General features: G+C 72.2%; 25 protein-coding genes. 14 read left to right on the plus strand and 11 right to left on the minus strand.

Going from position 1 to position 24,822, the window contains the following annotated elements:
* Positions 1 to 8: 8 nt before the first annotated feature.
* Together ACGFYY_RS35865 and ACGFYY_RS35870 are read right to left on the minus strand one after the other, a co-directional pair.
* The gene (locus ACGFYY_RS35865; RefSeq protein ID WP_393715989.1) at positions 9 to 1,127 is read right to left on the minus strand and encodes a peptidoglycan-binding protein; all 1,119 of its coding nucleotides are present in this window, start codon (positions 1,125 to 1,127) and stop codon (positions 9 to 11) included.
* Positions 1,124 to 1,612 carry a hypothetical protein gene (locus ACGFYY_RS35870; protein ID WP_393715992.1) on the minus strand — a complete coding sequence of 163 codons (489 nt, stop codon included), beginning with the start codon at positions 1,610 to 1,612 and terminating at the stop codon, positions 1,124 to 1,126. The genes ACGFYY_RS35865 and ACGFYY_RS35870 overlap by 4 nt, the downstream gene beginning before the upstream one ends.
* Before the next feature lie 90 nt (positions 1,613 to 1,702).
* Here ACGFYY_RS35870 and ACGFYY_RS35875 point away from each other — a divergent pair, with 90 nt between their 5' ends.
* Genes ACGFYY_RS35875 through ACGFYY_RS35885 form a run of 3 tightly spaced genes read left to right on the plus strand, consistent with a single transcriptional unit; the run spans position 1,703 to position 4,532 of the window.
* Complete coding sequence (locus ACGFYY_RS35875) at positions 1,703 to 2,365, plus strand: response regulator transcription factor (RefSeq protein ID WP_301370197.1); 663 nt, start codon at positions 1,703 to 1,705, stop codon at positions 2,363 to 2,365.
* On the plus strand, positions 2,362 to 3,606 hold the full coding sequence (locus ACGFYY_RS35880; RefSeq protein ID WP_393715994.1) for an ATP-binding protein: 1,245 nt from the start codon (positions 2,362 to 2,364) through the stop codon (positions 3,604 to 3,606). The genes ACGFYY_RS35875 and ACGFYY_RS35880 overlap by 4 nt, the downstream gene beginning before the upstream one ends.
* A 41-nt stretch (positions 3,607 to 3,647) precedes the next feature.
* On the plus strand, positions 3,648 to 4,532 hold the full coding sequence (locus ACGFYY_RS35885) for a hypothetical protein (protein WP_393715996.1): 885 nt from the start codon (positions 3,648 to 3,650) through the stop codon (positions 4,530 to 4,532).
* Here the strand turns inward: ACGFYY_RS35885 and ACGFYY_RS35890 are convergent.
* Positions 4,504 to 5,142, minus strand: coding sequence for a hypothetical protein (locus ACGFYY_RS35890; RefSeq protein ID WP_393715998.1), 639 nt, complete (start codon positions 5,140 to 5,142; stop codon positions 4,504 to 4,506). The genes ACGFYY_RS35885 and ACGFYY_RS35890 overlap by 29 nt on opposite strands.
* 160 nt (positions 5,143 to 5,302) lie before the next feature.
* Between ACGFYY_RS35890 and ACGFYY_RS35895 the strand changes: the two genes are divergently transcribed.
* From ACGFYY_RS35895 to ACGFYY_RS35915, 5 genes are all read left to right on the plus strand, one after another.
* On the plus strand, positions 5,303 to 6,250 hold the full coding sequence (locus ACGFYY_RS35895; protein ID WP_393716000.1) for a TIGR03619 family F420-dependent LLM class oxidoreductase: 948 nt from the start codon (positions 5,303 to 5,305) through the stop codon (positions 6,248 to 6,250).
* 13 nt (positions 6,251 to 6,263) lie between these two features.
* Positions 6,264 to 7,049 carry an SDR family NAD(P)-dependent oxidoreductase gene (locus ACGFYY_RS35900; protein WP_393716002.1) on the plus strand — a complete coding sequence of 262 codons (786 nt, stop codon included), beginning with the start codon at positions 6,264 to 6,266 and terminating at the stop codon, positions 7,047 to 7,049.
* A gap of 95 nt (positions 7,050 to 7,144) precedes the next feature.
* On the plus strand, positions 7,145 to 8,266 hold the full coding sequence (locus tag ACGFYY_RS35905) for an LLM class flavin-dependent oxidoreductase (protein ID WP_393716004.1): 1,122 nt from the start codon (positions 7,145 to 7,147) through the stop codon (positions 8,264 to 8,266).
* 310 nt (positions 8,267 to 8,576) lie between these two features.
* Entirely contained in the window at positions 8,577 to 10,316 is a 1,740-nt protein-coding gene (locus ACGFYY_RS35910; RefSeq protein ID WP_393716006.1) for an amidohydrolase family protein, read from the plus strand.
* The gene (locus ACGFYY_RS35915) at positions 10,313 to 11,782 is read left to right on the plus strand and encodes an aldehyde dehydrogenase family protein (RefSeq protein WP_393716008.1); all 1,470 of its coding nucleotides are present in this window, start codon (positions 10,313 to 10,315) and stop codon (positions 11,780 to 11,782) included. Before ACGFYY_RS35910 ends, ACGFYY_RS35915 begins: the two co-directional genes overlap by 4 nt.
* A 47-nt stretch (positions 11,783 to 11,829) precedes the next feature.
* Here ACGFYY_RS35915 and ACGFYY_RS35920 read toward each other — a convergent pair whose 3' ends face one another.
* Positions 11,830 to 13,653, minus strand: a complete 1,824-nt coding sequence (locus ACGFYY_RS35920; protein WP_393716010.1) for a hypothetical protein — start codon at positions 13,651 to 13,653, stop codon at positions 11,830 to 11,832.
* Positions 13,654 to 13,707: 54 nt separating this feature from the next.
* Complete coding sequence (locus ACGFYY_RS35925; RefSeq protein WP_393716012.1) at positions 13,708 to 14,796, minus strand: DNA alkylation repair protein; 1,089 nt, start codon at positions 14,794 to 14,796, stop codon at positions 13,708 to 13,710.
* A gap of 335 nt (positions 14,797 to 15,131) precedes the next feature.
* Between ACGFYY_RS35925 and ACGFYY_RS35930 the strand changes: the two genes are divergently transcribed.
* The 4 genes from ACGFYY_RS35930 (at position 15,132) to ACGFYY_RS35945 (ending at position 18,603) form a co-directional block, all read left to right on the plus strand.
* Positions 15,132 to 16,697, plus strand: a complete 1,566-nt coding sequence (locus ACGFYY_RS35930; protein ID WP_393716014.1) for an APC family permease — start codon at positions 15,132 to 15,134, stop codon at positions 16,695 to 16,697.
* 143 nt (positions 16,698 to 16,840) lie between these two features.
* Positions 16,841 to 17,128 carry a hypothetical protein gene (locus ACGFYY_RS35935; protein ID WP_393716016.1) on the plus strand — a complete coding sequence of 96 codons (288 nt, stop codon included), beginning with the start codon at positions 16,841 to 16,843 and terminating at the stop codon, positions 17,126 to 17,128.
* A gap of 95 nt (positions 17,129 to 17,223) precedes the next feature.
* Positions 17,224 to 18,018: a hypothetical protein gene (locus tag ACGFYY_RS35940; protein ID WP_393716018.1), complete on the plus strand. Its 795-nt coding sequence runs from the start codon at positions 17,224 to 17,226 to the stop codon at positions 18,016 to 18,018.
* Positions 18,019 to 18,141: 123 nt separating this feature from the next.
* A complete protein-coding gene (locus tag ACGFYY_RS35945) occupies positions 18,142 to 18,603 on the plus strand; it encodes a hypothetical protein (protein ID WP_393716020.1) in 462 nt (153 codons plus the stop codon).
* Here the strand turns inward: ACGFYY_RS35945 and ACGFYY_RS35950 are convergent.
* Genes ACGFYY_RS35950 through ACGFYY_RS35960 form a run of 3 tightly spaced genes read right to left on the minus strand, consistent with a single transcriptional unit; the run spans position 18,561 to position 21,028 of the window.
* Positions 18,561 to 19,349, minus strand: coding sequence for an ABC transporter permease (locus ACGFYY_RS35950; RefSeq protein WP_393716022.1), 789 nt, complete (start codon positions 19,347 to 19,349; stop codon positions 18,561 to 18,563). The genes ACGFYY_RS35945 and ACGFYY_RS35950 overlap by 43 nt on opposite strands.
* The gene (locus ACGFYY_RS35955) at positions 19,346 to 20,320 is read right to left on the minus strand and encodes an ATP-binding cassette domain-containing protein (protein ID WP_393716024.1); all 975 of its coding nucleotides are present in this window, start codon (positions 20,318 to 20,320) and stop codon (positions 19,346 to 19,348) included. The genes ACGFYY_RS35950 and ACGFYY_RS35955 overlap by 4 nt, the downstream gene beginning before the upstream one ends.
* Before the next feature lie 33 nt (positions 20,321 to 20,353).
* Entirely contained in the window at positions 20,354 to 21,028 is a 675-nt protein-coding gene (locus tag ACGFYY_RS35960) for a DUF4097 family beta strand repeat-containing protein (RefSeq protein ID WP_365277270.1), read from the minus strand.
* 245 nt (positions 21,029 to 21,273) lie between these two features.
* On the opposite strand from ACGFYY_RS35960, the gene ACGFYY_RS35965 reads away from it, so the two are divergent.
* The gene (locus tag ACGFYY_RS35965; protein WP_393716027.1) at positions 21,274 to 22,008 is read left to right on the plus strand and encodes a helix-turn-helix domain-containing protein; all 735 of its coding nucleotides are present in this window, start codon (positions 21,274 to 21,276) and stop codon (positions 22,006 to 22,008) included.
* On the opposite strand, the gene ACGFYY_RS35970 is transcribed toward ACGFYY_RS35965, so the two are convergent.
* Positions 22,005 to 22,376 (minus strand): MerR family transcriptional regulator, encoded by a 372-nt coding sequence (locus tag ACGFYY_RS35970; RefSeq protein WP_365277276.1) that lies wholly within the window; start codon positions 22,374 to 22,376, stop codon positions 22,005 to 22,007. The genes ACGFYY_RS35965 and ACGFYY_RS35970 overlap by 4 nt on opposite strands.
* Positions 22,377 to 22,464: 88 nt before the next feature.
* On the opposite strand from ACGFYY_RS35970, the gene ACGFYY_RS35975 reads away from it, so the two are divergent.
* Positions 22,465 to 23,571: an alkene reductase gene (locus ACGFYY_RS35975; protein WP_393716029.1), complete on the plus strand. Its 1,107-nt coding sequence runs from the start codon at positions 22,465 to 22,467 to the stop codon at positions 23,569 to 23,571.
* Positions 23,572 to 23,577: 6 nt separating this feature from the next.
* On the opposite strand, the gene ACGFYY_RS35980 is transcribed toward ACGFYY_RS35975, so the two are convergent.
* Entirely contained in the window at positions 23,578 to 24,126 is a 549-nt protein-coding gene (locus ACGFYY_RS35980) for an SMI1/KNR4 family protein (RefSeq protein ID WP_393716031.1), read from the minus strand.
* Positions 24,127 to 24,192: 66 nt separating this feature from the next.
* Positions 24,193 to 24,606: a VOC family protein gene (locus ACGFYY_RS35985; RefSeq protein ID WP_393716033.1), complete on the minus strand. Its 414-nt coding sequence runs from the start codon at positions 24,604 to 24,606 to the stop codon at positions 24,193 to 24,195.
* Positions 24,607 to 24,822 lie beyond the last annotated feature (216 nt).

A 24,822-nucleotide genomic window follows, 5' to 3' on the forward strand; every position in this document is an offset into this window, starting at 1 on the left:
CGTGGCCGTCACAGTTTCGGTATCCCCACCTGCATGCCCTCCGTGAGGGCGGCGCCGGTCACCTCGACCCGTCCGTTGCCGAACATGCCGAGCTCGACCGGCACCTCGCGGGCCCGGCCGTCCTGCACGACCTGCACGCCGAAGCCGCCGCCCGCGAGCGCGAGCAGTGCGTTGACCGGGACGGAGAGCACGCCCTTGCGGGTCTCCCCGGTCAGGCCGACGGTCACCGGGGACTGGTCCGGGGCGTTCACCTCGGCGGGCTTGTCGAAGGCGACGACCACCTCGACCTGGGCCTTCTTGTCGCCGCCGGCACCGCCGCCGTTGCCGCCGCCGCCCGCGCCGCCGCCGTTCCCGTCGTCGGGCTGCCCGGCCCCGCCCACCGAGTCGATCTTCCCGGTGGCGCTGCCGCCGCCCGGCAGCCGTACGGTCACCGGGTCGCCCGGCTTCGCCGCGCCCGCCTTCGCCGTGTCCAGCCGGAAGCGGACGATCCGCTCGGTGCCCGTCACCGTCAGCACCGGCTTGCCCGGGGCCAGTTCGTCACCGACCGCCGCATCGCCCGCCCGCACCCGCTGCGGACCGGACGCGAAGGCGACGTCCTCCTTGCCGACCTCGCCCGTCTCCGCGGCCTTGTGCGCCTTCTGCCACCGCTTGACCGCCGTGGCCGTACCCGCCGTGAAAGTGCCGTCCTCCGGGTCGAGTCCGGTCCCGTGGCCAAGGGCTTGGAGATTGCGCTTGAGCTGCCTGACGTCCTCGCCCTTGTCGCCGGTCTTCAGCGGCCGGTACATCGGCGTGGACCCGTACATGAGCCGCACCGCCCGGCCGTTGACCTCGTACAGCTTCCCGTCCCGTTCCACCGCCGAGCCCTCGCCCGCGGTCCACGTCAGCACGCCCGGCCCGGCCGCGTTCAGCTTGCGCTCCCGCGCGTAGCCGAGGGTGCCCTCCACCTGGAGACCGGAGCTGAGGTCGCCGCGCTCGACCGGCGCCGTGGCCGGCGGCAGTCCGCCGGCCGCGTGCCGCTCCCGCTCGTCGGCGTCCCGGTGCGGCCGGTCCATGACGGCCCAGCCGCCGCCCGATACGGCCAGTACGGCGGCCAGCGAGGCCAGCAGCCACTTGGCCCGCTTCCTCATCGGCCGGTGTCGCACTTCTTCTGGGCCTCCTCGAAGGCCTTCTCCTGACCCTTCGGGATCTCGGTGGCGCTCTTCATACCGCCCTCGTGGTACTCAGGGTCCTTCAGGGCGACACCGTTCTCGCGCATGCACCGGATCCACTCCAGCTCCTTGTCCTTCTCCTCCTGCGTGGGCTCCTTGCCGGCGCCGGTGCCCGTGCTCATCCCGCACTTCTTCATGGCCTCCTGCATCTTCCGCGGGTCGGCGTCCCCGCCGATCGTCATCCCGCGCGGGTCCTGGCCGGGCTCGGGGTCCGGCACGTCCATACCGTTCTCGCGCAGGCACTGGCGCATCTTCACCGCGTTGTCGGCCACCGTCCCGGAGCCGCCGTCGGCGCCTGAGGAGGACTCCTTCTTCCCCGCCGACGAGTCGTTCGCGCAGGCGGTGGCGAACAGGGTCAGCCCGGTGACGACCGCGGCCGTGGTCATGATCAGGGATCGCTTCATGGGCCCGAGCCTGCGGTGAAAGGGCCTTTCGCTTCCCTCTCGCACCCTGCTTACAACGGCGAAATGCCGATCTCCGGTAAAGAGGAGGCCATGCGCGTACTGGTGGTGGAGGACGAGGAATTCCTCCGGGAGATGATCGCCGAGGGGCTGCGCCGCGACGCGCTCGCCGTCGACGAGGCGAGCGACGGCCCGGAAGCCCTGCGGCGCCTGCGCCTGGGCGAGTACGACGTCCTCGTCCTGGACCGCGACCTGCCCGGCCTGCACGGCGACGAGGTCTGCCGGCAGGTCGTGCGCGAGCGACTGCTGACCCGCGTCCTGATGCTGACCGCCTCCGGGACCGTACGGGACCGGGTCGAAGGCCTCGGTCTCGGCGCCGACGACTACCTCACCAAGCCCTTCGCCTACGACGAGCTGCTCGCCCGCGTCCTGGCCCTGGGCCGGCGGGCCCGCCCCGCCCTGCCACCCGTACTGGAGCGTGCCGGGGTCGCCGTGGACACCGCCCGGCGCAGCGCCACCCGCGACGGGCACCGGCTCGCGCTGTCCCGCAAGGAGTTCGCGGTGCTGGAGGCGCTGCTGCGCGCCGAGGGGGCCGTCGTCAGCAACGACGACCTGATCGAGCAGGTGTGGGAGCAGGACACCAGCTATTCCACCAACGCCGTCCGCGTCACCCTCAGCAAGCTCCGCGCCAAGCTGGGCGAGCCGCCGCTGATCGAGACCGTGCCGGGCGCGGGCTACCGGATCGCGGCCCGGTGAGGGGCCTCCCCGCGTGGCGGCTGCTGCGCACCGAGCGCGGCCGCCTCACCGCCCTGTACGGCTCCCTGCTGCTCCTGGCAGGCGGTGGTCTGGTGGCGCTGGTCTACGTCCTCGTCGGCCAGGGCCTCTACGCGAGTGTCAGCGGGGCCGTCCGCACGGTCTCCCCGGCGTACGCGGTCCCCTCGCCCGGGGTCGTCCCCGGCGAGAAGGTCAGCCCGGGGTGCCCGTGCGAGCCGGCGCGGAAACTGCCCCCGGGGCAGACCCCCACCTTCGAGCAGCTGGAGCGCTACGCGTACACGCAGAACCTCTCCGACGCCGTCACCGACGCCACCCGGCACCGGCTGCTCATGTACTCCCTCCTCGCGCTGGCCGTGTTCGCCGTGCTGTCGATCTGGCTCGCCTGGTGGATGTCCGGCCGGGTGCTGCGCCCCGTCGGCGTGATCACCGAGACGGCGCGCCGGTTGTCCGGGGAGAACCTGGACGAGCGGATCTCCCTCGACGCGCCGCCCGGCGAGCTCAAGCAGCTGGCCGACACCTTCGACGCGATGCTGGGCAGGATGGAGCAGTTGGTCTCCGCGCAGCGGCGGTTCGCGGCGAACGCGGCGCACGAACTGCGCACCCCGTTGGCGGTGCAGCGGGCGGCGGCCGAGATCGGCCTGGCGGGGGACCCGTCGCCGGAGAAGGTGGCCCGGATCCGCGCCAAGCTGATCGGCGTCGCCGACTCCAGCGAGCACCTCATCGAGTCGCTGCTGCTGCTCGCCGTCTCGGAGCAAGGGCTGGAGTCCACCGGCCCGGTGGACCTGGCGGAGCTCGCGGCGGCCGAGCTGGCGGCGTGTCCGCACGAGGGGCTGACCGTCGTACGGACCCTCGCACCGTCGACCGTGTCGGGGGACCGGACCCTGCTGGGGCACCTGCTGCGGAACCTGCTGGTCAACGCGGTACGCCATAACCGCGGGGACGGCCGGATCAGTGTGTCCACGTCCACCGAGGGGGAACTGACGGTGTCGAACACCGGTCCGGTGATCGATCCGGCGGACGTGCCGGGGCTGCTGGAGCCGTTCCGTAGACGGGCCGAACGGCTGCACACCGCCGGTGAGGGCGCCGGGTTGGGGCTGTCGATCGTCGCCTCGATCGCGCGGGCGCACGGGGCGGAGCTGGTGGCGCGGGCCAATCCCGCTCCGGAGGGCGGGCTGACGGTCCGGGTCCGCTTCCCGTCGTCCGACGAGGCGCGCACGTCGTAGCCACCCGGGCTGCGGGGGCCCGCTGATGTACGGTCGGAGGAATGAGCAAGCACGTCCGAGCCCGCTCCCGTCCGTCCGGCAAGCCGCCCGCGGTCCGTAGGTCCCCTCGGGTGGCTCTTGCCGCCGTGCTCGGCCTGGCGACCTTCACGGTCGGTTGGGTCTGCGTGGCCCAGGAGCCGGACGAGGCTGCCGGTCCCCGGCCGCAGGCCCGCGTGGACGCCCGCCCGCAGAAGGAGGGGCACGTCGCGGGTGGCGACCTGCGGGCCGCGCAGCAGGCCGCCCCGCATGCCGGACCGCCGGCCGCCGCGGCGCCGCATGCCGGACCGCCGGCCACCGCCCCGCAGGGCCTGGCCGGTGTCAGCGAGGGCACCCGGGCCCGGATTCCGGCCGAGTCCCGTCAGCTGATCCTGGTCACCGGCCGGGCGATGGACTCCTCGGAGTCCACGGCCGCCTTCTACACGCGCCCGGCGGCCGGCGCCGACTGGGTCAAGACCGAGAGCTGGCCCGCCCGCAACGGGGCCAACGGCTGGTCCGTCGAACGCACCTACGGAGACCTGACCTCGCCGATGGGCGTCTACGCGCTCACCGACGCGGGCGGTCTGCTGCCGAAGCCGCCCGGGACCCGGCTCCCGTACGACGAGGACAACGGCTTCGTCGCCACCGGCCTCGGGGTGAACGGGGAATCCCTGGAGGGTTCCTTCGACTGCGTCGTCGCCATCGACTTCAACCGTAGGCCGGGCCGTTCACCGCTCGACCCGGTCATGCCGGACGGCGAGGACAAGGGCGGCAACATCTGGCTCCACGTGGACCACGACGGCCCCTCCCAGGGCTGCGTGGGCATCCCGAAGGCGGCCATGAAGAAGGTCCTGGAGACCCTCGACCCGGCCGCGAAGCCGATCATCGTGATGGGGCCGGCAGGCTTCTGAAGCGGGCGAACCGGGGCCGCAGCAGCAGTCCGATGTAGGCGAGGTCGAAGACGCCGCACAGGATTCCGAGACCGAGGATGAACGGCGCGTCCTCCAGCACCCCGAACGTCAGGGTCGGCGCGAGCGTCCCCAGCCATTTGGCCACGGCGATGGTCAGCGACTGCCCGAGCGGCCCCTGCCGGGAGGCGTAGAGCGCGACGAACAGGCCGGACATCAGCAGGTTCTGCAGGAACGCCGAGTACCTGCTCGCGTCGTGCGCCCCGAAGTGCGCCAGGAACAGCCACTGCACGGCGAATCCCGTACCGAACAGCAGGACCGACCAGGTGGCGAAGAGCGGCCGGGTCACGAAGTCCGGCAGCTCGGCCCGGCCGAAGCGCAGGTAGGTGTAGACGATCACCACGTCGGCCACCGCCCACACCACGTTGATCACGCCCTGCGCGGAGATCCCGACCGTGATGTCGCGGGCCGCGTAGATCGTCTCCCAGGCGAAGTTGAGCGCGAGCGCGGCGACGGGCATCGCGTACGTCCGGTCGCGCAGCCCGACGCGGATCGCTTCCACGTACACGACCGTCCAGGCGATCCCGCTGACCAGCGTGAGTATCAGATCCACGCGCGAACCCTAGGCGAGCGGAGCGGGGGAGGGGAACGGGGTGAGGGATCTCCGGTTCGACCCGGGGTGTGTCGCACCTCTTGTCTGACGATCCGTCAGCTACGACGATGGCCCCGCACCGATATGACGAATCGGCAGACGAAGGCGAGGCGGGCCCGCCATGGCGCGCGTATTTCCGCAAGGTCGGCTGGTCTACGGGATGCAGCTCCCGGTCCAGTCGCAGAGCACCATCTACGCCGAGCCCTGGGAGGCGTCGGCCACCGCCGCCGATCTCGCCGGCATCGCGCGGGCCGCCGACCGGTCCGGCTTCGGCTACGTGGCCACCTGTGACCACGTCGCCGTCCCACGGCGGCTCGCCGGTCCGATGAGCACCGTCTGGTACGACCCGGTGGCGACCCTGTCCTTCCTCGCCGGCATCACCGAGCACGTGCGGCTGCTGAGTCATGTGGCGATCCTGGGCCTGCGCCACCCGCTGATCAGCGCCAAGCAGTACGCCACCCTCGACCACCTCTCCGGAGGCCGGCTGATCCTCGGGGTGGGGGCCGGGCACGTGCAGGAGGAGTTCGAGGTCCTCGGCGTGGACTTCGCGCGCCGCGGGGTCGTCCTCGACGAGACCCTGGACGCGCTGCGGGCGGCGCTCGGGCCCGAGGAGTACCCGGAGTTCGAGGGCGAGCTGTTCTCCTTCAAGGACCTCGGCCAGCTGCCCCGGCCCACCCAGGAGCGGATCCCCGTATGGGTCGGCGGCTCCTCGCCCGCCGCCGTACGCCGCGCCGCGGTCCGCGGGGACGGCTGGCTCCCGCAGGGAGACCCGCGCGACAAGCTTCCGGGCCGGATCGCCCGGATCAAGGAGCTCCGCGAGGCGGCGGGGGTCACCGGTCCCATCGAGTTCGGCGCGATCACCGAGGCGCTGTACGTGGGCGAGCCCGGCTGGGACACCGGCCGCCGGGCCTTGACCGGCAAGGCGGAGGTGCTCGCCGAGTCCCTCCGGGAGTACGGGGCGCTGGGCGTGGACCAGATCCAGGTGCGCTTCCGCAGCCGCGACCGCGCCGAACTCGTCGACCAGATCACCGCTTTCGGGGCCGAGGTGGCCCCCCTCCTCAACGACTAGGGGCTGACGGATCATGGGCAAGCTGGACGGGCGCGTCGTCATCGTCACCGGCGCGGCGCGCGGGCAGGGCGAGCAGGAGGCCCGGCTCTTCGCCGCCGAGGGGGCGCGGGTGCTCCTCGGTGACGTGCTGGACGAGCAGGGCGCGGCGGTGGCCAAGGACATCGGCGAGGACCGGGCCCGGTACGTACGGATGGACGTGAGCCGGGAGGAGGACTGGGCGGCCGCCGTCGCCGCCGCGAAGGAGACCTTCGGCCCGATCGACGGCCTGGTCAACAACGCGGGCATCCTGCGCTTCAACGAGCTGACCGCGACCCCGCTGGAGGAGTTCCAGCAGGTGGTCCAGGTCAACCAGGTGGGCGCGTTCCTCGGCATCAAGGCGGTGGCCCCCGAGATCGAGGCGGCCGGCGGCGGCACCATCGTCAACACCTCCTCGTACACGGGCCTGACGGGCATGGCGTACGTCGGCACGTACGCGGCGACCAAGGCGGCGATCCTCGGGCTGACCCGGGTGGCCGCGCTGGAGCTGGCGGGCAAGGGCATCCGGGTCAACGCGATGTGCCCGGGCGCCGTGGACACCCCGATGGCCAACCCGGGGCTGCTGGACCCGGCGAACATGACGGACGAGGCCAAGGACGCGATGGCCGAGCTCTACCGGCGCGTGGTCCCGATGGGGCGGGTGGGGCGGCCGGAGGAGATCGCCAAGCTGGCGCTCTTCCTGACGGCCGACGACTCCTCGTACATCACCGGCCAGCCGTTCGTGATCGACGGCGGCTGGATGGCGGGCGTCAGCATTCTCTGATGGAGCGTCAGGTATTGACGCTCGCACCCCTGCGGTGGAACAGTCGGGACATCAAATCTGACGGAACGTCAGAAACCAAAGGACGGTGAACCCCCTTGGAATTCGGGCTCTTTGTGCAGGGATACGTGCCTGAGGCGCGGTCCAAGGTCGACCCCGAGGCAGAGCACAAGGCGCTGATCGAGGAGACCGAGTACGTCATACAGGCGGACAAGTCCGGCTTCAAGTACGCCTGGGCCTCCGAGCACCACTTCCTGGAGGAGTACTCGCACCTGTCGGCGAACGAGGTGTTCCTCGGGTACCTCGCCCACGCCACCGAGCGCATCCACCTCGGATCCGGCATCTTCAACCCGCTCGCCCCGGTGAACCACCCGGTCAAGGTGGCCGAGAAGGTCGCCATGCTCGACCACCTCTCCCGGGGCCGCTTCGAGTTCGGCACCGGCCGCGGCGCCGGCAGCCACGAGATCCTCGGCTTCCTGCCGGGCATCGAGGACATGAACGGCACCAAGGAGATCTGGGAGGAGACCATCGCGGAATTCCCCAAGATGTTCCTCCAGGAGGAGTACGAGGGGTTCCAGGGCAAGCACTGGTGGCTCCCGCCGCGGAAGGTCTTCCCCAAGCCGTACGGCAAGGCTCACCCGGCCATGTGGTACGCCGCCGGCTCCCCGTCCTCGTACGCGATGGCGGCGAAGAAGGGCCTCGGCGTGCTGGGCTTCAGCGTGCAGAAGGTCTCCGACATGGAGTGGGTCCTCGACCAGTACAAGACGGCCATCCGGGAGGCGAAGGCCATCGGCGCCTTCGTCAACGACAACGTCATGGTCACCTCGACCGCGATCTGCGCCGAGACCCACGACAAGGCCGTCGAGATCGCCGTCAACGCGAACATGAACCGCTTCCAGTCGCTGGTCTTCCGCTACCACGACACCTTCCCGCGGCCCGAGGCGATCCCGCAGTGGCCCGAGACCCTGCCGGAGTACAACGCCGAGATCATCGAGCTCCTGATCGCCGAGGAACTCCTGATCTGCGGCGACCCGTCGGAGGTCCGGGCCCAGTGCAAGCGCTGGGAGCAGGCCGGCGCCGACCAGCTGTCCTTCGGCCTGCCGACCGGCGTCTCGCCCGAGGACACGATGACGACGATCAAGCTGATCGGCGAACACGTCATCCCGCACATCGACACGGACCCGATCCACCGCACGACGCGCTTCCGCCAGGCCGTCTGACTTTCAGCCCCGCCGGCGTTCGAGGCGCGGGGTGTGGGGCGGAGCCCCACCTGCCCCGGCCTGCCGGCACCGAACGGGGACGGCGTCTTCCCGGACCGCCGTCCCGCACCGGCCCCGGCCGGGGGCCATGCCGAGGCAGCGGTCGCCCCGGCGGTCTCCGGCCGGGGCATGCGGGGGCTCCGCCCCCTACCCGCGCGCCTCGAACGCCGGCGGGGCTGGATTCCGCAGCCTCGCCGACGCTCGAGGCGCGCGGCCTGGGGCGGAGCCCCAGCGCACGGCGCTCAACGCGAACACCGGCAGAAGGGACGTCATGCTCGACCACCTGATCAAGGGCGCGACCGTCGTGGACGGCACCGGCGCCCCCGCCCGCGTCGCGGACCTCGGCATTCGCGACGGCCGCATCGCCGTCATCGCCGACCCCGGCACCGTCACCGAAGCGGCCCGCACCACCGAGGACGCCACCGGGCTGGTCCTCACCCCCGGCTTCATCGACCCGCACACGCACTACGACGCCCAGCTCTTCTGGGACCCCTACGCCACGCCCTCCATGAACCACGGCGTCACCACCGTCGCCGGCGGCAACTGCGGCTTCACCCTGGCCCCGCTCAACCCCGCCCGCCCCGAGGACGCCGACTACACCCGCCGCATGATGAGCAAGGTCGAGGGCATGGCCCTCAAGGCCCTTGAGGAAGGCGTCGACTGGACCTGGTCCACCTTCGGCGAGTACCTCGACGCCCTGGAGGGCCGGATCGCCGTCAACGCCGGGTTCATGGTCGGCCACTGCGCCCTGCGCCGGCACGTGATGGGCGAGGACGCCGTCGGCGGCCGGCCCACCCCCGAACAGCTCCAGGCCATGCTCGACCTCTTCCACGACGCCATGAACGCCGGCGCCTGGGGACTGTCCACCACCCAGTCCTCCACCCACTCCGACGGCTCCGGCGCCCCCGTGGCCTCCCGCCACGCCCGCCCCGACGAGCTGCTCGCCCTCTCGAAGGCGGTCGCCGAACACGAGGGCACCCAGCTGGAGGCGATCGTCGCCGGCTGCCTCGACCAGTTCTCGGACGACGAGATCGACCTCTTCGTCGAGATGAGCGCCGCCGCCGGGCGGCCCCTCAACTGGAACGTCCTCACCATCGACGCCTCCGTCCCCGAACGGGTCCCGCGCCAGCTGATCCCCAGCGAGCGCGCCCGCAAGGCCGGCGGCCGGATCGTCGCACTGACCATGCCGATCCTCACCCCCATGAACATGTCGCTCGGGACCTTCTGCGCGCTCAACCTCATCCCCGGCTGGGGCGAGATCCTCGGCCTGCCCGTCCCCGAGCGGATCGCGAAGCTCCGCGACGCCGACGTACGCGCCGAGATGCTGCGCCGCGCCGACAGCAAGGAGGCCGGCGTCTTCCGGCGCCTCGCCCACTTCGGCCGGTACGTCATAGGCGACACGTACAGCGAGGAGAACGAAGGCCTCTCCGGCCGGGTCGTGAACGACATCGCCGCCGAGCGCGGCCAGGACCCCTTCCACTGCCTGGTGGAGATCTGCGCCAACGACGACCTGCGCACGGTGCTCTGGCCGATGCCCACCGACAACGACCCGGCGAGCTGGGCGCTGCGCGCCGAGACCTGGCAGCACGAGGACGTCATGCTCGGTGGCTCCGACGCCGGCGCGCACCTGGACCGGATGTGCGGAGCCCCGTACACGACCCGGTTCCTCGGGGACTGCCTGCGCGGCCGCAAGCTCGTTCCGCTGGAGCAGGCCGTACAGATGCTCACCGACGACCCGGCCCGGCTGTTCGGACTGCGCGAGCGCGGCCGGCTCGCCGAGGGCTTCCACGCCGACCTGGTCCTCTTCGACCCGGAGCGGATCGAGGCCGGCCCCGCGACCCTGGTCCACGACCTGCCCGGGGACAGCCCGCGGCTGGACGCGCGGGCCATCGGCATCGTCTCGGTCCGGGTCAACGGCGTGGAGACCATCCGCGACGACGAGGTGACGGGCGCCGTGCCGGGCATCGTGCTCCGGTCGGGCCGGGACACGAGGACGGTGAGCACCCGATGACCGACGCGCAGCAGCCGCTCTACATCGGCGGCGAGTGGGTGGAGCCCGCGGGCGGCCACTACGAGGTGATCGACCCGGCGGACGAATCGGTGGTCGGGCTCGCCCCCGAGGCCTCGCGCGCCCAGGTCGAGGAGGCGACCCGCGCCGCCGCCGAGGCCTTCGAGAGCTGGTCCCGTACGACGCCCGAGGCCCGCGCGGCGATCCTCGACCGGGCCGCGGACATCATGCAGCGCGAGTACGAGCCGTGGGCGGTGCTGGCCCGGCGGGAGACGGGCGCCCCGACCGGCATCGCGCGCGGCATGCAGGTCGGGGTCGGCGTCGCCCGCTTCCGGCGGTACGCGAAGGGGGCCCTCGAACCGGTCGAGAAGGGCCTGCCCCCGCAGGTCACCGACGCCGGACCGATGGGGCGGGCGAGCATCCTGGGCGCCCTGGAGGTGCGCCAACCGGTCGGCGTGGTCACCTGCATCACCTCCTACAACAACCCGTGGGCCAACCCGGCGGGCAAGGTGGCCCCGGCCCTGGCCATGGGCAACACGGTGGTGGTCAAGCCGGCGCCGCAGGACCCGCTGTCGGTGTTCCGGATGGCGGACGCCCTGCACGAGGCCGGGGTACCGGCGGGCGTGGTGAACGTCGTGGGCGGGCAGTCGGTGGAGGTCGGCGAGGCCGCCGTCGACTCGCCGTACGTGGACATGGTGTCCTTCACCGGCTCCACGACCGTCGGGCAGCGCATCGCGGAGGTCTGCGGCCGCACGATGAAACGCCAGCTGATGGAACTCGGCGGCAAGGGCGCGGCGATCGTCTTCGAGGACGCCGACCTGGACGCGGCGGTGATGGGGATCGGGACGACCTTCTCCTTCTACTCCGGGCAGATCTGCACCGCCCCGACCCGGGTGATCGTCCACCGGTCGGTCCACGACCGGCTGATCGAGAAGCTGACCGGCTATCTGGCCTTCATGAAGGTGGGCGATCCGGCGGCGCCCGGCACGGTCGTCGGCCCGGTGATCTCGGCGGCGCACCGCGACCGGGTCGAGTCGTACGTCGAGCTGGGGAAGAAGGAGGGCGCGCGGATCGCGTACGGCGGCGAGCGCCCGGTGGTCGGCGACGGCCGCGGCTTCTACGTGGCTCCGACCCTGCTGGTCGACTGTACGAACGACATGCGGGTGGTCCGTGAGGAGATCTTCGGCCCGGTGGTCGTGGTGGTCCCCTTCGACGGGGACGAGGACGAGGCCGTCGCCCTGGCCAACGACAGCGACTTCGGGCTGCTGAGCTACGTGTGGTCGGGGGACTCGGCACGCGCGTTCCGCGTGGCGCGGCGGCTGCGCTCGGGCGGGGTCGGGGTGAACACCATCGGCCGCAACATGGAGGCCCCGTTCGGCGGCTTCAAGCGCAGCGGGGTGGGCCGGGACGTGGGCTCGTACGCGCTGCACGCCTACAGCGAGGTGCAGTCGATCGTCTGGACGGGCTAGGCCGTGGGGCGGGCCCGGCAGGGGCGGTGGCCCCGGCCGGGCCCGTGTCATGCTCCCGCGGCGCGCGGGGGCGTGCGGTAGCCGAGGGCCTCGGCCAGTTCGCCGTTGCCGCCGCCGAAGGTGGCGAAGGCCTTCGGGTCGTCCGTCTCCAGCCGTTGCAGGGCGGCGGCCGCGCGGTCTGGGGGCGGCCCGTCGCCGCCGGGCAGCTGCCAGGTGAAGTAGAGCGACCCGCCGGTGCCGGGTGGCGGTGCGGACGGTTCGTACCGGAGGTGGACGACCGCGGTGTCCGGGTCCCGCCAGTCGGTGCCGATCCAGTGCGGCGCGAGCTCCCACCGGGCCGTCAGCTCGGGCCGGTCGCGCAGGCCCGCCCCGATGAGGCGGGCGGTGCTGCGGGCCGGCCAGCACCAGGAGTGGTCCCGTTCGGCGCGGGCGAGTTCGGCGTCGTAGGCGGCCGCGTCGAAGCGGTACGGGGGCGGCGTCGGGCCGACCGCTCCGCGCCAGCCGTCCCACACCACCTCCCCGCCCTCCCGGCGGATCGTCACGTACAGCGCCCCGCAACAGCCCTCGCTGCAGTACGCCTCGACGAGTTGCACCTCATGCGGCTGGGGTCCGGCGCGCAGCCGGCCGCTGTCGATCAGGTACTCGGGCGGGTTGCCGCACCCCTTGCCGAAGAGCGCGGGGCACAGCGGGATCCCGTCGGCCAGGATCCGGGTCTCGACGGCGGAGGAGTCCGCGGACCTGTGGACGACGACCACCTCCCACCGCGGGCGGTCGCCGTCCTCGGCGCGGTCGAAGGGGAGGTGCCGGGTGCGCCGGAACCATTCCGCCCGCCGATCGCCGCGTACGGGCGCGGCTACGGGCTCGGCCAGGGGCTCGGGTACGGGGTCCGGAGCTGCCCCGGGCAGCAGCCGGTCCAGGGCGTCGAGCAGGGCCCGGCGTCGTCCGGGCCGCCAGTTCAGCAGGACGGGGGCGCCGCTGTGCAGGTCGAGGGCGATCGACAGCAGCAGCGACCGGTGCTCCTGGGTCGGGGGCAGCCGGTCGGCGTGCCTGACCAGGGCCTCGTACACGGCCCGAGCGGGACCGTAGTCGAGGATCTCGGGGCGGCTGTCCTGCTGGTCGGCCATGCGGTGCAGCAGCCGGCCGGTCAGCGCGAGCAGATCGCCGTCCTGCGGCCGGGCCCGGAGCAGCCCGTGCAGGTCGGCGGCCTCGGCGGTGCGCCGGCTGAGCCACAGGGCCCGGTCCTCGTCCGGCAGGGACAGCAGCGCGGAGCGGACGGCCTCCGTGTCGCCGGTGGCGATCGCGTCGGTCAGCGAGGTCAGCTCCCCGGACCGGTCGCGGCTGCGGATGACCAGCAGGGCGGCCGCCTGCCGGTCGAGCGGGTCGAGGGCGGCGCTCGCGGTGTCCGCCAGGCCGCGCAGCATGCCGAGGGCCTTGAGGTAGGGCACGTCCTCGGCTTCGCCGAGGCGGATCAGCAGGGCCATGCCGACGCCGACGGCCGCGGCGTCGGTACCGGTGCGGGTCAGTTGCCGGGCGGTCCACCGGGCGGTGTCCTCGTCGGTGAGGGTGAGCCGTGCGGTGTGTGCGCGCAGGGAGCGGCCGGTCATCGCCAGCTCGGCGACCCGCCGGTGGACGGCCCCGGCGGCCCGTACCGGGTCGGGGTCGCGGAGCAGGGGCGTGAGGGCGTCGGTGACTTCGGCCTGCCCCTGTCGCCAGGTCAGGTCCTCGCGGCGGGGCTCCGACCACCCGTCGGGCAGCGGGAAGCCCTTGCGGGGGACCCTGCCGTCCGGCTCGATGCCGTGCCGGAAGAGGGCGTAGTCGTACAGGGACGGCGTCCGGGGGTCGAGCGGCTCGCGCTCGTCGCGGACGCTCATCGGGCGGGGTAGGACTCGATTCCGTAGGTCATGCGACGAGGGTGCCAGGAGTGATCATCCGGCGTCCAGCGAGAAAACGGCCTCGCCGCCGACCCGGCCGTTGACCTGGAGCTGCACCAGGTGCTCGCCCGAGTGGTAGCGGCGGGTGGTGATCGGCTTGAAGGAGTGCCGCTTGGTGCCGCCGAGGGTTTCGCCGGGGGCCAGTGGGCGGGTGACGAGCTTGAAGACCTTCGGGGTGCGGGTGCCGTTCGCCTTGATGTGGTGCACGACGTAGTCGATCACCAGCTCGGCCGGGAGTTCGCCGGTGTTGGTGACGGCCCAGTCGAAGACCAGGTACTCCCCGACGGCGACGCGCGCGGTGGTCACCACCGGCCCGTGCACGGTGACCGGTACGTCCGGGGCATGACCGAGCAGGGTCAGTGCCTCGGGCCGGCCGGCCTTGATCAGGGTGCGCAGTCCGTGGCGGACGACGCGGTCGGTCGTGGCCTCGGGCTCGGCCAGCCAGCGGGCCGCGGTCTCGACCGCGAGGGCGGGGTGGTCGCGGCTGATGTCGTTGAGGTGGTTGGAGACGGAGCGGCGGACGTACTCGGACCCGTCGCGGTAGAGGGCGCCCAGCACGGGCAGGGCGGGGCGCGGGTCGGCGATGAAGGCGGGCAGCTGCGGGGCCCACGGCAGCCGGGGCCGGGTGCCCTCACTGGCGAGGCGGCGTACGTGCGGGTCCGGGTCGTCCGTCCACTTCTGTACGACGGCCAGGGCGCGGTCCGGGTCGGCGCGCAGGAAGGGCCGGACGGCGGATTCGGCGGTGAGCCGGGAGGTGAGGTCGTGCAGCAGGTCCAGCCCGGGCTCGAAGGCCTCCAGCCCGCGGACGGCGACGGCCTCGTTGACGGGGAAGGTCATCCACCCGTCGAAGCCGGGCCCGGCGAGGGCGGTGCGGACGACGGCCTCGAAGGCGGGCCACGTGTCGGGGAGGTCGTCGAGCACGGCGTCGCGGACGGCGGTGACGCGGCCGCTGAAGGTCAGCCCGTCGAGGGCGTCGGCGCGGGCGCGCAGGGCCGGGGAGGACCTGCGGCCACCCGCACGGGCGAGCAGTCGGGCCAGGGTGGTGACGGTTTCCGCGCTGAGGAGCTCATCGGCCGTGGGCATGGGGCCAGTCTCGCGGACGGCACCGACACCACGGTCCGTTGGCGGCACCGGGGCGTCACGCTCCCGCCGGCCTGCCGTCCGCATCGCGGTTACCGCTGGTCACCTCAAAGTCACGACGGAAACTTTGAAAACGCGCAAAACGGACATGGCTGCGGTTTCCGCATACCGAAAGAGTCTTGGTCGATCCTTCCGAAGCGCGGGCTCGCGGCAATGTGAACCTTGCATTAAGTGCTCATGAACGGTTCTGATATCTGGATTCGAAGGCGTTCCGGGGCTCCGGGTTTCGGACTCCGATCGTCCATATGTGGAAAACGCAGCATCTAACGTCCTGACCCATGACTCAGCTGGACGTTCGGCCTCGGGCCGGAGACACGGTAAGCGGCGTCGTCGACGGCGACGTTCGCGGCAAGGGCCTCGGCAAGGGGTCCGTCGGACTGGTCGGAAGCGCCGTCATCGGCATCTCCACCGTCGCCCCCGTCTACTGCCTGACCTCGACCCTCGGCTCCACCGCCGGTGAGGTCGGCATGCAGATGCCCGCGATCTTCCTCGCCGGTTTCCTCCCGATGCTCCTGGTCGCCTTCGCCTACCGCGAGCTCAACAAGGCCATGCCGGACTGCGGCACCTCGTTCACCTGGACCGTGAAGGCCTTCGGCCCGCGGATCGGCTGGATGTGCGGCTGGGGCCTGGTGATCGCCACGATCATCGTGCTCTCCAACCTCGCGGGCGTCGCCACCTCGTACTTCTGGCTGCTGGCCGGCGAGATCACGAACAACGCGTCGATCGCCGCCCTGGACGACAACAAGCTCGTCCACATCGCCACCTGCCTCACGCTGATCGCCGTCGCGACCGCCATCAGCTACCGCGGCATGACCGCCACCAAGGGCGTCCAGTACGCCCTGGTCGGCCTCCAGCTCGTCGTGCTCGCGATCTTCATCGCCATGGCCTTCCAGAAGGCCTCCGCCGGCACCTTCGACACCGGCCTGGACTTCTCCTGGTCCTGGATGAACCCCTTCGCGGTCGAGTCCATGGCGGCCTTCACCGCCGGACTCTCGCTCTCGATCTTCATGTACTGGGGCTGGGACGCGTGCCTGGCCACCAACGAGGAGACCACCGGCTCGACGAAGACCCCCGGCCGAGCCTCGCTCATCGCGATGGTCGTCCTGGTCGGCTCGTACCTGGCCACCGGCGTCGCCGCCCAGATGGCCGTCGGCTCCGGCGGCGAGGGCCTCGGCCTCGCCAACGAGGAGACCTCGGGCAACGTCTTCGCCGCGCTCGCCGGCCCCGTCATGGGCCCGGTCCTCGGCATCCTGCTCTTCGTGGCCGTCCTGGCCTCCGCCGCGGCCTCCCTGCAGACCACCTTCATCCCGGTGGCCCGCACGGTCCTGGCCATGTCCACGTACGAGGCCCTGCCGGCCTCGTACGCCAAGGTCCACCCGCGCTTCAAGACCCCGGGCCGCGCCACCGTCATGGCGGGCGTCGCGACCGGCGCCTTCTACACGGTGATGACCCTGGTCAGCGAGAACGTCCTCACCGACACGATCTTCGCGCTCGGCCTGATGATCTGCTTCTACTACTCGCTGACGGCCTTCGCCTGCGTCTGGTACTTCCGCGGCGAGCTGCGCCGCTCCGCCCGCGACCTGTTCTTCAAGGGCGTCTTCCCGATCCTGGGCGGCGTGTTGCTGGCCGCGGTCTTCTTCAAGACCCTCTACGACGCGTGGGACCCGTCCTACGGCTCCGGCTCCACGCTCCCCGGCCTCGACGTCGGCAACGTCTTCGTCATCGGCGTCGGCCTGCTGGCCCTCGGCCTGGTGATCATGTTCGTCACCGAGCGCCGCAGCCCGGCCTTCTTCCGCGGCGAGGTCCTGACGAAGTCCACCCCGTCCCTGGTGGTCGAGGACTGACCGCCCCGGCGCGCCCCGCGCCCCGCTGAGTCACGCCCACGGCCCCGGATCGATTCCCCCGATCCGGGGCCGCGGGCGTTTCGGGCGCACTTCGCGGGGCGTCGGGCGGTGACCCGGGGTGTGGCGGGGTCGTTGGATCGGGCATGAACGCCATGAAGCGCACCCTCTCCGCCCTGGTCGTCTCCGGTGGCGCCGCCCTCGCACTGCTCCCCGTCGCCGCGCACGCCGACGAGCCCGCCGGGCAGGCGCCCCCGGTCGTCGGCCGCGTCGTCGACATCGTCGACCACCCGACCCAGGCCGTGCAGGACACCAAGACCGCGGTGGGCGTGACCGCCCAGGCCGCCGGGTCCGCCACCCAGGCCACCGACTCCTCGCTCCGGGGCACCGGCGCGGCCCTGGCCGGGCTCCCGGACACCCCGAAGGTCGAGTGACCCGAGCCGCCGGCACGTCCACCGCCACGGCTCCCACGCCGCAGGAGCCGTGGCGGAAACCGGGTTCTCGGGCGGCCGCGCTCGTTGGGCAGGGCATGATCCTCTGGCTGCTCAACCACCTCAGCACCTTCGTCATCGCCGTCCTCGTCGTCGGCGGCCTCACCGGCCTCGCCGTGGCCGGGAGCCTGGCCGCCCGCCGCCGGTTCCCGCACCTGGCCCGGGGCGAGCACAACGAGATGGTCGGGGTCGCGCTCGGCATGTTCGGCGCGATCTACGGCATCATCCTCGCCTTCGTCGTCGTCACCCTGTGGACGCAACGGGAGAACACCGAGAACATCGTCGCCACCGAGGCCGGCGGACTCGCCGCGGTCGTGCGCAGTGCCGATGCCTTCCCCGCGGCCGACCGCGCGCGCGTGCACCAAGCGGTGGGCTCGTACACCCACGCCGTCGTCGAGGTGCAGTGGCCCCTGATGCGCGAGGGCCGGCCGAGCTTCGAGGCGACCGGCGCGCAGACCCACGCCCTCTACCAGGCCCTCATGGCGTACGAGCCGCAGGGCCCCCGCGCCGAGACCTTCTACGCCGAAGCGGTCACCCGCCTGAACGACGTCAACACCCAGCGCCGGGCCCGCGTCACCATGGCAGAGACCTCGCTGCCGGTGCTGCTCCAGGTCCTGGTGTACGGGGGTGCGTTCGTGATCGTCCCGCTGACCTTCCTGTTCGGGCTGCGCAGCCTGAAGATGCAGCTGCTCTTCGTATCGGCGGTGGCCGGGCTGATCGGCTTCAGCCTGCTGCTGGTGGTGGCGCTCGACCGCCCCTTCGCGGGGGACCTCAGCGTGAGTCCGACGCCGTACAAGGAGGCGGCTCTGGCACGGTTCTGGGCCGCCGGCTGAGCGGGCCGCGGGCTGTCAAGCCCCGAACTCCAGCGACATGACGCGATCGGCTCCCTCGGGCTGACTGGAGGCACGGGCTCACCACCCACCCCCGCCCGCCTCCGCCTCCCGAGGAGCGTTCCCATGGCCGTCACCAGCACCCGGACCCGGACCCGTACGCACGCCCATGCCCGCGCCCACAGCCGCCGTCTCGTCCTGCTCGTCGTCGTGACGGCCCTGGCCGTCCTGGTCGCGGTGGGTGCCTCCGTGGTCCACGGGGCCCTCGCCGCCCCCGCGACGCCGCGCGCCCCGCACTCCTCCACCACCCCGGCGTCCCACGACGACGGCGGCTCCGGCCGCCGCCTGTGGTCGGTGTTCAAGCATCTCTGGACGAGCGTCGGCATGGCCGAGGAAGCCCCGCACACGGGTCGTTCGGACCCGCCACCGGACGTCCGCGCGGCGGCCCGGAACGCCGACGGGCGGCGTACGCCGACCGTCGTGTCGGTGTACGCCGCCCAGGGGCGGGACGGTTCTGCGGGAGGAGGCCCGCGCGCTCATACCGCTTACTTCGGGTCGCGGTTGAACGAGGCGGCCGACCAGCGGTAGCCGAGCACCGCCAGACCGATGGACCAGGCGACCGCGAGCCATCCGTTGTAGCCGATCTCGGTACCGAGCAGCAGGCCGCGCAGGGTCTCGATGGCCGGCGTGAACGGCTGGTACTGGGCGATCGGCTGGAACCAGCCCGGCATGGCCTCGACCGGGGTGAACGCGCTGGAGATGAGCGGCAGCAGGATCAGCGGGGTCGCGCTGTTGCTGGCGGCCTCGGCGTTCGGGCTGGCCGTGCCCATCCCGACCGCGATCCAGGTGAGCGCCAGGGCGAAGAGCGCGATCAGCCCGAACGCGGCCAGCCATTCCAGGGCGGTGGCGTCCGTGGAGCGGAAGCCGATGGCGACGGCGACGGCGCCGACGAGGACCACGCTGGCGAGTGACTGCAGGACGCTGCCGACGACGTGCCCGACGAGCACGGAGCCGCGGTGGATGGCCATGGTGCGGAAGCGGGCGATGATGCCCTCGGACATGTCGGTGGAGACGGACACCGCGGCCCCGATGACGGTGCTGCCGATGGTCATCAGCAGGACGCCCGGGACGACGTACGCGATGTACTCGGAGCGGTCGGCGGCGCCGCCCATACCGGCACTCATCACGTCGCCGAAGATGTAGACGAAGAGCAGCAGCAGCATGACCGGGGTGAGCAGCAGGTTCAGGGTCAGCGACGGGTAGCGCCGGACGTGCAGGAGGTTGCGGCGCAGCATCGTGGAGCAGTCGCGCGCGGCGAGGGAGAGGGAGCTCATCGGACGTTCTCCTTGGGCTGGTCGGTGGCGGTGGACGGGCCGGTGGACGGGCCGGTGAGGGCGAAGAACACGTCGTCGAGGTCCGGGGTGTGCACGGTCAGTTCGTCGGCCTCGATGCCGGCGGCCTCCAACCGGTCCAGGACCGAGCGCAGTTCGCGCTGACTGCCGTCGCTGGGGATCTGCACGGCCAGTGCCTCGTCGTCCCGGGTTACCTCGGGCAGGGCGAGGGCCGCGGACCGGTAGGCGGCCGGGTCGGTGAAACGGAGCCGGACGTGTCCGCCGGGGATCAGCCGCTTCAGTTCGTCGGCGGTTCCCTGGGCGGCGATCCTGCCGTCGTTGAGCACGGCGATGCGGTCGGCGAGCTGGTCGGCCTCCTCCAGGTACTGGGTGGTGAGGAAGACGGTGACGCCGCCCGTGACGAGTTCGCGGATGATCTGCCACATGTTGTGGCGGCTGCGCGGGTCGAGGCCGGTCGTGGGCTCGTCGAGGAAGATGACCCGCGGGTCGCCGACCAGCGTCATCGCGATGTCGAGGCGGCGCTTCATGCCGCCGGAGTAGCTCGCGGCTGGCTTCTTCGCGGCCTCGACCAGGTCGAAGCGTTCCAGCAGCTCGCCGGCGACCCGCCGCCCCTCGCGGCGGGAGAGGTGGTGCAGGTCGGCCATCAGGAGCATGTTCTCCTCGCCGGTGATCAGGCCGTCGACGGCGGAGAACTGGCCGGTGACACCGATCGAGGCGCGCACGGCCTGCGGGTCGGCGGCCAGGTCGTGGCCGTTGACGTGGATGGATCCGGTGCCGGGGTCGGCGCCGAGGAGGGTGGAGAGGATCTTGACGGCGGTGGTCTTGCCGGCGCCGTTCGGGCCGAGGAGGGAGAAGACCGTGCCGGCGGGGACCGCCAGGTCGATCCCGTCGAGAACGAGCTTGTCGCCGTAGGACTTTCGCAGCCCGTTCGCCGCGATGGCCAGGTCGGTCATGAGAAGTGCCCCTTCGGAAGCGATGACTGCGGGTCAGATGCTGCGGGCGGTGATGTCGCCGTAGGAGGTGGTGGCGCGGATGTTCAGGCCGGCGGCGGCGCCGTCGGTGTTGGTGAGGGCGTTGTGGACGCGGCCGTAGGCGGTGCCGGCGTCGAGGGTGGCGGAGACGCCGCGGGCGGCGCCGACGGTGATGTCGCCCGCCTGCGTGGTCAGTTCGACGGCCCCGCGGTGGGCTTCGGCGATCCGGAGGTCGCCCTTCTGGGTGGTGATCCGCGCGGGACCGCCGAGGCGGCCGACGGTGACGTCGCCGGCCATGAGGGTGAGGTGGGCGCTCGCGGTCTCGTCGAGCTTGACGGTGGCCCGGGCGCTCTCGAAGGTGACGTCGCCGAGGCGTCCGACGCCGCGGAACTCGGCGTCGGCGGTCTTCGCCTCGACCTGGGAGCCGGCGGGCAGCTGGACGGTGATCTCGACGTAGCCCGGGTTGTTGCCCAGGAGCCGGTTCTTCGCGGGTGCGGCCGCGATCCGCAGCACACCGTCCTTGAACTCGGCGGTCGTCTGCTCGGCGGCCTTCACGTCGCGGCCCTTGGAGGCGTCGGCCGGGAGGATCTCGACGGTGGTGTCGGCCCGGTCGGCGGCGATGAACCGGATGAGGCCGGCGGGGACGTCGAGGACGGCGGCGATCGGGGCGGTGGTGGCGAACTTCTGCATGGTTCCTTCTCCTTCGTCAGCGGCTGCGCTCCGTGCGCCCCGCGGTTTCTGATGAACGAAAAGCTACGTTGCATTCGAAGAACTGGCAACATACTCGTTGCGCTAAATCGTTGATATTGCAGGTCAGAGGCGAGATTTCATTGCAATGATTTCGAAGATAACGCAACGACGACGCGCCGGTCCGTTGCAATGAACTGGAAGTGAACGCTATAGTGGCGGCACCACGGACCACGAAGGAGACCGCGATGCCGGGAGGCAGGCTCAATCAGCAGGAACGCCAGCAGATCGCGCTGGGATTGGCCGACGGCCTCGCCTACGCCGAGATCGCCCGGCGCCTCGACCGCCCCACCTCGACGATCTCGCGCGAGGTGATGCGCAACGGCGGACCCAACGCCTACCGGGCCGACCTGGCCCACCGCGCCACCGAACGCCGCGCCCACCGGCGCGCCCAGGCCGCACCGCGGGGCCCGGAGGCGCCCCCGCAGGCCCACGGACGCGACCCCGAAGCGGTGCGCGAGTTCGAGGACGTGTTCACCGACGTCCTCATCCAGGCGGGCACGCCCAAGATGATGGCCCGGGTGATGTCCTGCCTCTACATCACGGACACGGGCAGCCTCACCGCGTCCGAACTCGTCCAGCGCCTCGGGGTCAGCCCGGCGTCCATCTCCAAGGCGATCACGTTCCTGGAGGGCCAGGGCCTCGTCCGCAGGGAACGCGACGAACGCCGCCGCGAGCGCTACTTCGTCGACGACGACGTCTGGTACCAGGCCACCATCGCCAGTGCCCGCTCCAACGCCCAGATCATAGAAACCGCACGTCAGGGTGTCAGCATCCTCGGCCCTGACACCCCGGCCGCCCACCGCCTGGAGAACATCGCCCGCTTCATGGACTTCGTCTCCGAGGGCATCACCCGCGCCGCGGAACAGGCGCGCGCGGTCCTCCACGCGAAGCCGGAAACACCCCCGGGCGACACGCCCTAAGCGACGGTCGTGCGGCCCGAAGCCGCCTCGATCACCTCGTCCAGCACCTCGCGGGAGCGGATCAGATCGCCGATCATCCGGTCGATCCGCTCCCGCTCCGTGGCCAGTTCGGCCACCAGCGCCGGCGTGGCGCGCACCGACGGGCCGCCGTCCTCGTCCCGCATGCAGGGCAGGATCTGCGCGATCTTCGCGCTGTGCAGGCCGGCCGCGTACAACTCCTGGATCCGGATGACCCGGTCGACCGCCCGTTCGGAGAAGTCCCGGTGACCGCCGGGCGTCCGGTCCGACACGAGCAGGCCCTGCTGCTCGTAGTAGCGCAGCGAACGCTCACCGACCCCGGTGCGCGCCGCCAGTTCACCGATCCGCATGTGCCACCCCGTCCACCCGTGCCACCGGCCACCCCTGGCCGCCCCAGCCCTTGAACCTGACATCAGTGTCAGCTTTTACGGTACCGGCATGACGCAGACACAGCACGGTCCCGCCGCTTCCCGCCTCTTCGCATCCGCCCGCCTCGGGGGCCTGGAACTGCCCAACCGCCTGGTGATGGCCCCGCTCACCCGCAACCGCGCCGGGGCCGACGGGGTTCCCGGCGAACTCATGGCCACGTACTACGCCCAGCGCGCCTCGGCCGGCCTGATCATCGCCGAGGCCAGCACCCCGAACGCCGCCGGGCAGACCTACCCGCACATCCCCGGCATCCACACCCCGGAGCAGATCGCCGGATGGCGCCGGGTGACCGAGGCCGTACGGGCAGCCGGCGGCGGACAGATGTTCCTCCAGCTCCAGCACGGCGGCCGGGTCAGCCACCCCGAGACCAGCGGGTACGTACCGCTCGCCCCCTCCGCGGTGCCGTTCCCCGAGCAACTGCACACCCCCGGCGGCCTGCGGGACGGAGTCGTACCGCGCGCCATGACGGCCGAGGACATCCGGGCCACGGTGGCCGACTTCGCGAGCGCGGCCCGGAACGCCGTCGAGGCGGGCTTCGCCGGGGTGGAGGTGCACTCCGCCAACGGCCACCTGTTGCACCAGTTCCTCGCCGCCGACACCAACCGCCGTACCGACGAGTGGGGCGGCTCCGTCGAGAACCGCATCCGCTTCACCGTCGAGGTGGTCCGGGCCGTCACCGAGGCCATCGGCCCCGAGCGGGTCGGCGTACGCGTCTCGCCCGGGATCGACGTCAACGGGATCGAGGAACGCGACACCGAGGAGATCTACCCGGCCCTGGTCAAGGCCCTGGCCGACCTGGCACCGGCCTACCTGCACCAGGTCCACGCCGACCCCGACCGGCCCGCCTACGCACAGATCCGCCGCGACTGGCCCGGCACCCTGATCGCAAACCCGGCGCTCTCCCGCGAGGAGGTCGCGGCCGACGGCGGCAAGCGGCGGGCCGAACGCCTGCTGTCCGAAGGCGCCGACTTCGTGGCGCTGGGCCGGGGCTTCCTCGCCAACCCCGACTTCGTGGAGCGCCTGCGCACCGACGCGCCGCTCAACGAGATCCGGCCGGAGTTCCTGATGTACGTACAGGGTGCGGAGGGCTACACGGACTACCCGGCCCTCACGTGACACGGACTACTCGTCGCGCCAGTGGACGAAGGTCACCTCGTCCGGCAGTACCACGCTGATCGTGTCCTCCCGGAACGCCGCGTCGCTCAGGAGCTCCTTCAGGAAGGCCGCCATGCCGAGCGGGTGCAGCTGCATCTCGGGGTGGGTGTGCCGTCCGCAGACCAGCACCGGCCAGCGATCCGGGTCGGAGTCCGTCGTCACCCAGCAGTAGATGTCCGCTCCCGACGTCACGGCCCAGGCCACGATGGACTCGGGGTCGAGGTCGAAGTCGGCGCCGTCGCGGCACATCTCCCAGGTCTCGCGGGCGTTCTCCGTCTCGTCCCGCAGCCCCGGGCCGTCCCGGTACGGCCATCCCTCGGCCCGCGGTGCCGGCAGCAGGACACTGATGCTGTCGCTGATCGCCCCCGACCCGTACACCTCCATGAAGCGGACGTAGTCGGAGGGGAACCGGGTCCCCCAGGCGGCCTCGACCTCGTCCCAGTCGACCCGCTCGTCGACCCCGCGAGTCACCGGTATCAGCTCGGCAAGTGCCGCCATCGCGTCCAGCCCGTGCATGTTCCACCCCTTGTCGCGTCACCCGCGTCGTCCGCGCCGGGTGGCGCGACGTATCCGCAGGTCAGCCTAGGACACGGCGGCCTGCCCCCAGGTGCGGGAGCAGAGCACGAGCCGGTAGCCGTCGGGGTCGGCGATGGTGACCCCCCACTCGTCCCAGTACGGGTTGTGGGAGGCGACGCGGGTTCCGCCGTGCTCGACCAGACGCTGGACGAGGGCCTCGTCGGGGACCTCGCCGAGATAGACGACGAACAGGTCGTCGACGGTGGGCGTGGGCAGGAGCGGGTTCGAGGCGTCCCGGGTGAGCTCGAAGTGCCAGCCGCCCCCGGCCGGGCCGACCATCAGCAGGTCGTGTTCCCCGGCCACGCTCTCGGAGCTCCGCCACTGCACTTCCAGCCCGAGCCCGTCGACGTAGAACCGCTCGGCGGCCGCCAGGTCGAGGGAGGGCCGGGCGACGCGGACATGAGCATGTGAATCGATCATGCCCGTCAGACTACGAAACCCCGCCGGGACGCCACTGGTTGGGCCGTCCGGTGCGGGGCCGGGCCCGGGGGGGGGGGGGCGGGGGGGGGGGGGCCCCCCCCGCGGGGGGGGGGGGGGGGGCGCCCCCGGGGGGGGGGGGGGGGGGGGGGGGGGGGGGGGGCGCCGGCGGGGGGGGGGGGGCGGGCGGGGCGGGGGCCCCCCCCCCGGGCCCGGCCG

The sequence above is a fragment of the Streptomyces sp. NPDC048331 genome, assembly GCF_043201215.1.
Lineage (GTDB): Bacteria > Actinomycetota > Actinomycetes > Streptomycetales > Streptomycetaceae > Streptomyces.

Coding starts and splice junctions, on each gene's coding strand:
- ACGFYY_RS35925 (WP_393716012.1), bottom strand. CDS start 14,796: ATGCCCACGGCCGATGAGCTCCTCAGCGCGGAAACCGTCACCACCCTG.
- ACGFYY_RS35960 (WP_365277270.1), bottom strand. CDS start 21,028: ATGCAGAAGTTCGCCACCACCGCCCCGATCGCCGCCGTCCTCGACGTC.
- ACGFYY_RS35985 (WP_393716033.1), bottom strand. CDS start 24,606: ATGATCGATTCACATGCTCATGTCCGCGTCGCCCGGCCCTCCCTCGAC.
- ACGFYY_RS35910 (WP_393716006.1), top strand. CDS start 8,577: ATGCTCGACCACCTGATCAAGGGCGCGACCGTCGTGGACGGCACCGGC.
- ACGFYY_RS35955 (WP_393716024.1), bottom strand. CDS start 20,320: ATGACCGACCTGGCCATCGCGGCGAACGGGCTGCGAAAGTCCTACGGC.
- ACGFYY_RS35930 (WP_393716014.1), top strand. CDS start 15,132: ATGACTCAGCTGGACGTTCGGCCTCGGGCCGGAGACACGGTAAGCGGC.
- ACGFYY_RS35965 (WP_393716027.1), top strand. CDS start 21,274: ATGCCGGGAGGCAGGCTCAATCAGCAGGAACGCCAGCAGATCGCGCTG.
- ACGFYY_RS35875 (WP_301370197.1), top strand. CDS start 1,703: ATGCGCGTACTGGTGGTGGAGGACGAGGAATTCCTCCGGGAGATGATC.
- ACGFYY_RS35870 (WP_393715992.1), bottom strand. CDS start 1,612: ATGAAGCGATCCCTGATCATGACCACGGCCGCGGTCGTCACCGGGCTG.
- ACGFYY_RS35980 (WP_393716031.1), bottom strand. CDS start 24,126: ATGCACGGGCTGGACGCGATGGCGGCACTTGCCGAGCTGATACCGGTG.
- ACGFYY_RS35935 (WP_393716016.1), top strand. CDS start 16,841: ATGAACGCCATGAAGCGCACCCTCTCCGCCCTGGTCGTCTCCGGTGGC.
- ACGFYY_RS35885 (WP_393715996.1), top strand. CDS start 3,648: ATGAGCAAGCACGTCCGAGCCCGCTCCCGTCCGTCCGGCAAGCCGCCC.
- ACGFYY_RS35915 (WP_393716008.1), top strand. CDS start 10,313: ATGACCGACGCGCAGCAGCCGCTCTACATCGGCGGCGAGTGGGTGGAG.
- ACGFYY_RS35895 (WP_393716000.1), top strand. CDS start 5,303: ATGGCGCGCGTATTTCCGCAAGGTCGGCTGGTCTACGGGATGCAGCTC.
- ACGFYY_RS35950 (WP_393716022.1), bottom strand. CDS start 19,349: ATGAGCTCCCTCTCCCTCGCCGCGCGCGACTGCTCCACGATGCTGCGC.
- ACGFYY_RS35865 (WP_393715989.1), bottom strand. CDS start 1,127: ATGAGGAAGCGGGCCAAGTGGCTGCTGGCCTCGCTGGCCGCCGTACTG.
- ACGFYY_RS35920 (WP_393716010.1), bottom strand. CDS start 13,653: ATGAGCGTCCGCGACGAGCGCGAGCCGCTCGACCCCCGGACGCCGTCC.
- ACGFYY_RS35940 (WP_393716018.1), top strand. CDS start 17,224: ATGATCCTCTGGCTGCTCAACCACCTCAGCACCTTCGTCATCGCCGTC.
- ACGFYY_RS35900 (WP_393716002.1), top strand. CDS start 6,264: ATGGGCAAGCTGGACGGGCGCGTCGTCATCGTCACCGGCGCGGCGCGC.
- ACGFYY_RS35970 (WP_365277276.1), bottom strand. CDS start 22,376: ATGCGGATCGGTGAACTGGCGGCGCGCACCGGGGTCGGTGAGCGTTCG.
- ACGFYY_RS35945 (WP_393716020.1), top strand. CDS start 18,142: ATGGCCGTCACCAGCACCCGGACCCGGACCCGTACGCACGCCCATGCC.
- ACGFYY_RS35975 (WP_393716029.1), top strand. CDS start 22,465: ATGACGCAGACACAGCACGGTCCCGCCGCTTCCCGCCTCTTCGCATCC.